At 35.6% G+C, this 5,376-nt stretch carries 3 protein-coding genes and 3 pseudogenes; 3 read left to right on the top strand and 3 right to left on the bottom strand.

Annotated features, from left to right (window positions below):
* Positions 1-83 precede the first annotated feature (83 nt).
* On the bottom strand, positions 84-752 hold the full coding sequence (locus AFK68_RS12285) for a TetR/AcrR family transcriptional regulator (protein WP_094673067.1): 669 nt from the start codon (positions 750-752) through the stop codon (positions 84-86).
* A 204-nt stretch (positions 753-956) separates the two neighbouring features.
* On the opposite strand from AFK68_RS12285, the gene AFK68_RS12280 reads away from it, so the two are divergent.
* From AFK68_RS12280 to AFK68_RS12265, 3 genes and pseudogenes are all read left to right on the top strand, one after another.
* The gene (locus AFK68_RS12280) at positions 957-1,499 is read left to right on the top strand and encodes a carboxymuconolactone decarboxylase family protein (RefSeq protein WP_094673066.1); all 543 of its coding nucleotides are present in this window, start codon (positions 957-959) and stop codon (positions 1,497-1,499) included.
* 152 nt (positions 1,500-1,651) lie between these two features.
* Positions 1,652-1,993: pseudogene (locus AFK68_RS12270) on the top strand (RNA-guided endonuclease InsQ/TnpB family protein); the annotation flags it as partial.
* Between the two features lie 477 nt (positions 1,994-2,470).
* Positions 2,471-3,390, top strand: a pseudogene (locus tag AFK68_RS12265) (Rieske (2Fe-2S) protein); the annotation flags it as partial.
* 333 nt (positions 3,391-3,723) lie between these two features.
* On the opposite strand, the gene AFK68_RS44925 reads toward AFK68_RS12265, so the two are convergent.
* Positions 3,724-4,617, bottom strand: a complete 894-nt coding sequence (locus AFK68_RS44925) for a YgcG family protein (RefSeq protein WP_371357348.1) — start codon at positions 4,615-4,617, stop codon at positions 3,724-3,726.
* A 257-nt stretch (positions 4,618-4,874) separates the two neighbouring features.
* Positions 4,875-5,181: pseudogene (locus AFK68_RS44920) on the bottom strand (muconolactone Delta-isomerase); the annotation flags it as partial.
* Between the last annotated feature and the right edge of the window lie 195 nt (positions 5,182-5,376).

The following is a 5,376-nucleotide window of genomic DNA, read 5'->3' as shown; positions in this document are numbered from 1 at the left end:
AATGATATTTCCCGATCTTCAATCAAGAACGGTTTTAACCAGAGGTAATTATCAATTATCCATTATCCATTATCCATTATCAATTAACGAAAGGATTTTTCTGAATGCATTAGCACTCCTCCTAGAACTAGATTGATTGCTTCTTGAGTTTGTTTTTCAATCATTTCTTGGCTCAAAAGCTGCCGTTCTGGCTTGAGATAATTGAGATTTTCCTGGGCATCAAAATAGAATACACAAATACCCAAAATGTTAATAGCTGTTAAAAATGGATCGAGCTGCCGGAAACTTCCTTCTGCTATTCCTCGTTCTAAAATATTTACTAAACAGATAAAACTTTCTTGCCAACCACTTAATTTACCATATTTACCCTGATTTTGAATTGCTTCGTGAAACCATAGTCTCCCTCTATGGGGATGAGATGCTTCGTAGGCGATCGCTGAACGTACTAACATTTTCAATGCTACTTCTGCTGGTAACTTCTCTAGTTGCGACGGATGAATTATTTGATTAAGTTCTCTTACCAGTCGTTGAAAAACCTCCTGATACAAACCCTCTTTACTATTGAAGTAATAGTAAATCATGGCCTTTGTTACTCCTGTACGATCCGCGATCGCGTCTATCCTGGCTCCAGCTAAACCAGACTTAGCAAATTCCTCTTCAGCAGCATCTAAAATTTCTGCTTTTGTTGCTTCTCGATCGCGCAATTTTCGTTTCTTGTTAGGCAATGATTTTTCTTTGGCTGGATGATTCACGAGTATATAGACTCCCAACAAATTTACTAGCTTGAACTTAAAAGGCCAAGCTTTCTACTCTTAGCTATGGCCAACACTTGGCCTTGACCCGTAGCTAATTAATATTAGCATTTGCTTTGTTAACTCTTGACAAAGCAAATTTAATAGCTTTATAGTAATTACTAACTAAATATTTAGTTAATAGAAAAAGAGTAAGACTGACAAATGGCACATATAGATATACCATCAAACTTTCCTGGAATGATGGGCTTAGTTAAATATCGACCCGATACAGGCAAACTGTTGTTGGAATTGGCCGAAACCCTGTTGAGAGGAGACTCACCCCTATCACTAGAAGAGCGAGAACTCATAGCTGCTTATGTATCCTACCGGAACGAATGCGACTTTTGCACAGGTGTTCATGGAGCAGTAGCCAAACAACTGTTCAAAAACAATAGTAATGTAGTTGATGCAGTTTACCAAAATTTTGAGAGTGCAAATATTACAGACAAACTCAAAGCGCTACTAAAAATAGCAGCAAAAGTGCAACTTGATGGTAAACAAGTTTCTGAAGATAATATTCAACGAGCAAAAAATCTAGGTGCAACAGATAGGGAAATTCATGATACAGTCTTAATTGCAGCAGCTTTTTCTATGTTGAATCGCTATATAGATGGTTTAGCAGTTACCATACCAAACGATCCTGGTGCTTACGAACAAATTGCCTGTCAAATAGTAGAATCTGGTTATGGTGGAGTATTGACTTAATCAGAAAATAACGATTTAAGCGGTATGTTAGCTAACCACAAGCTAGCTAAGTCTATAGCCGACCAAGGCTTTTATGAATTTCGGAGACAGCTTGAATATAAAACACGATGGTATGGTTCTNATCTGGTTATGGTGGAGTATTGACTTAATCAGAAAATAACGATTTAAGCGGTATGTTAGCTAACCACAAGCTAGCTAAGTCTATAGCCGACCAAGGCTTTTATGAATTTCGGAGACAGCTTGAATATAAAACACGATGGTATGGTTCTAAATTAGTAGTAGTTGATAGGTTTTTTCCATCTTCAAAAACTTGCTCCTACTGTGGTCATGTTCAAGATATGCCGTTAAATAATCGGACTTATGACTGCCCTGATTGTGGGATATCTATAGACCGGGATCTGAATGCAAGTATTAATTTAAGAAATGCGGTCGGCTTGACCGTCAATGCCTGTGGACGGAGTGCTGCCGACAGTTCCGGTAGAAGCAGGAAGTAAACATTAAAATGTCGCTATATAACGTTTTATGTCGGTTTTATGAAGCAGCTAAGGAATTATTATTTGAATAGTAATATATAGCTTTAAGCTATCAGCTATCAGCTCAAATCAAAACTATNCTATAGACCGGGATCTGAATGCAAGTATTAATTTAAGAAATGCGGTCGGCTTGACCGTCAATGCCTGTGGACGGAGTGCTGCCGACCGTTCCGGTAGAAGCAGGAAGTAAACATTAAAATGTCGCTATATAACGTTTTATGTCGGTTTTATGAAGCAGCTAAGGAATTATTATTTGAATAGTAATATATAGCTTTAAGCTATCAGCTATCAGCTCAAATCAAAACTATTTGTTGTAAAGGATTTCAATTTTACTGTAAATATCTTTTTTAAATTGACTATTAAAGTTGAGAAACAAGATCAGCCTACAGATAAGTGTAGGGCAAATTTTTTTAAAAAATCTGATTTTATTAGGAAGAAATGGAACCAATTTTACCAGGCACACCTTGGTTGATTGCTCATAAATCAATGTTGAGTTTTAATCAACCACAAAAAATCACTTTAAATGGAAAAGATTACGTTATTTGGCAAAACAAAAAAGGTGAAGTTTTTGCTTTAGATAATATCTGCCATCATTTACAAGCTCCCCTATCTGAAGGTTTGGTTTGTCAACAACGAAATACAATAACTTGCCCCTTTCATGCTCTAGAATTTGATAGAGAAGGAAAATTATATAAAGAGGGTAAATTAGATACTCAACCAGTTACTAAAACTTTAGAATTAATAGTTAAAGATGATTGTATTTGGACTTACGGTGGCTATGAACCAAGACTACCAATTCCTGAATTAATTCACAGAGTAACTGAGGAATATGAATTTCTGGGAGTAACTGGAGAAAAGAGTATTCAGGCAGATTTTTTAAGAAGTATGCTTGTGAACTACGATTATAATCATCAAAATGGTACTCATAAGGATTTATTTCAAATTACTTCATGTGATGTTCAGTCATACCAAACTGATGGATATTATGCCAAAGTAGAACAACAGATAACAAGAGCTGAAAATACTCTTGGAGAAATTATAAAACACCCGGCGTTAAAGATAATTCCTAGAGTTATGAACAATACTTTAGAATATTGTTTTCCTTCAAATGTAGTGTTATTTGCTGATTCACCAGTTGGTAGTATGGCTCAAACTCATGTTGTTTATCCAGAAACTAAAAATATAACTAAGACTTTTATTTTGTTATATGGAAAATTCAAAAATCCCCTATTAAAGATTCTCTTCCAAAAATCATTTTTACAGGCAGCAGCTACTATTGTCGAACAAGATACAACAGCAGTAGAAAGTCTTTATCCGCGACAAAAGCCTAAGATTAGATTGCCCAATGAAGAAATTATNAAAATTCAAAAATCCCCTATTAAAGATTCTCTTCCAAAAATCATTTTTACAGGCAGCAGCTACTATTGTCGAACAAGATACAACAGCAGTAGAAAGTCTTTATCCGCGACAAAAGCCTAAGATTAGATTGCCCAATGAAGAAATTATGTTTGATGCTGAAAAACTTTATTATGATTGGTAAAGCATAAAGAAAAGGGAAGAGGAATTATTATTTTTTTCTCTCTTCCCAATATATATATTGAATTAAAGTATTAATGTACTTTGCTATCTTTCTCTAATTTTCAATCTCAAAAACGAATGACTATTATTTTGCCATACTAAAAGTATAGTTATTACCAGCCACCACCATCACCACCACCATCACTGCTACCACCACCAAAACTTCCACTATCACAGCTTCCAGAGCTACTACTGCTACTGTGACTGTAAGAGCTACTGCTGCTATCATCACTGTAAGAGCTACTACTACTGTTAGTCGATCTACTACGAGTAGTTCTACGATCGCTACTGCCACTACTTAAACTCTTACCTTTATTGCTTCTAGAGCTACTGCTACTACTTTTGTAAGAACTCTTGCTAGTTTTAGTCAAACTATTGTCAGCATTTTTAGTAATAGAGATGGCAGGTTTCTCACTTCCAGTATTATTGCTGCTAGTTTTAGTAGAAGTATTGTCAGCATTTTTGGTAATAGAGATGGTAGGTTTCTCACTTCCAGATGTGCTGCGACTACGATAGGTGGTTTTCCTACTCGTTTTGTTCAAAATTTTGGAGATACCCATAATACCCATAACTATGAGAATACAAGTAAGGATAACTCCATCAGAAACTGTACCTAACTGATATGTCTCTGTTTTCAGGGATGTTACTAATTCTTTTGTACCTGCAACTACACCACTTTCAAAATTTCCTGACTTAAATTCAGGGATAATTTTACTGTCGATAATATTACTAACCTTAGCATTTGGCAAAGTTTGCTGTATTCCTTTACCAGTTTCTATTTCCACACGGCGATCGCCTACAGACACTAAAAACAGCACACCATTATTTTGACCCTTTTTACCAATTCCCCAATAATTAAACAACTTAGTCGCAAATTCTTTGGGGGTTGCTGTGGGTTGAGTTTCTGGCACAGTCACAACAGCAATTTCTGCTCCATTTTTGGCTTCTAAGTCGGAAATCATTTGGTTAAGTTGAGTTTCTGTACTTGGACTGAGAATTTCCGCCATATCTGTCACCCAACCATGATAGTCTTGTCGGGGGTTTGATACTTGTTGTANCGTTAGAGCAAAACTGGGCAAAGGATGTATTAGCCAAGTTTGGACTAGAAAAATTATCAACAAGGTACATCTCAAGATAATTAAAGGAAAATTCATAATTTCTACCTCTTGGAGAAACAAGAAAATGTTCGCTATTAATTACTCAGATGCAATTGATTAATTTATGATTTTTAGAGTGGCAAATTAGGCTATAATCTTACAATCTCTTAGTTTTTTCTCGCCTTCAAATCTGTTGCAAAATCTTCATAAGGTCGTAATGATGTAACCTCAATATTCACATATTGTCCCATTTTTTTCATAATTGGTAAGTCCATAATTATTTGGTCAAGTTGATCGGGAGATTCGACATCAACAATAGCTATTACTCTACGAGTTCCGACACACTTCCAGAGGTTTATTATAATTCCTGCTTCCTTAGCACCCATTGCAGCATCTGCTTCTTCGCTCCAAATAACAAATAATTCTTGTTGGCTCATAGTAGCAGGATATTCTACTCGAAAGTCTAAGTGATACNTTTATTATAATTCCTGCTTCCTTAGCACCCATTGCAGCATCTGCTTCTTCGCTCCAAATAACAAATAATTCTTGTTGGCTCATAGTAGCAGGATATTCTACTCGAAAGTCTAAGTGATACAACATAGATACCTTAGTTTAAACAATAAATAAAATTAGTTTCTAATCTTATCATACAAAAAGAATATATAATAC

Source organism: Hydrocoleum sp. CS-953 (genome assembly GCF_002260545.1).
Taxonomy (GTDB): domain Bacteria; phylum Cyanobacteriota; class Cyanobacteriia; order Cyanobacteriales; family Microcoleaceae; genus Trichodesmium.
Note: the sequence above shows the minus strand (reverse complement) of the source record. Positions and strands in the feature narration are given on the sequence as shown.

Coding starts and splice junctions, on each gene's coding strand:
- AFK68_RS12280 (WP_094673066.1), top strand. CDS start 957: ATGGCACATATAGATATACCATCAAACTTTCCTGGAATGATGGGCTTA.
- AFK68_RS44925 (WP_371357348.1), bottom strand. CDS start 4,617: ATGGCGGAAATTCTCAGTCCAAGTACAGAAACTCAACTTAACCAAATG.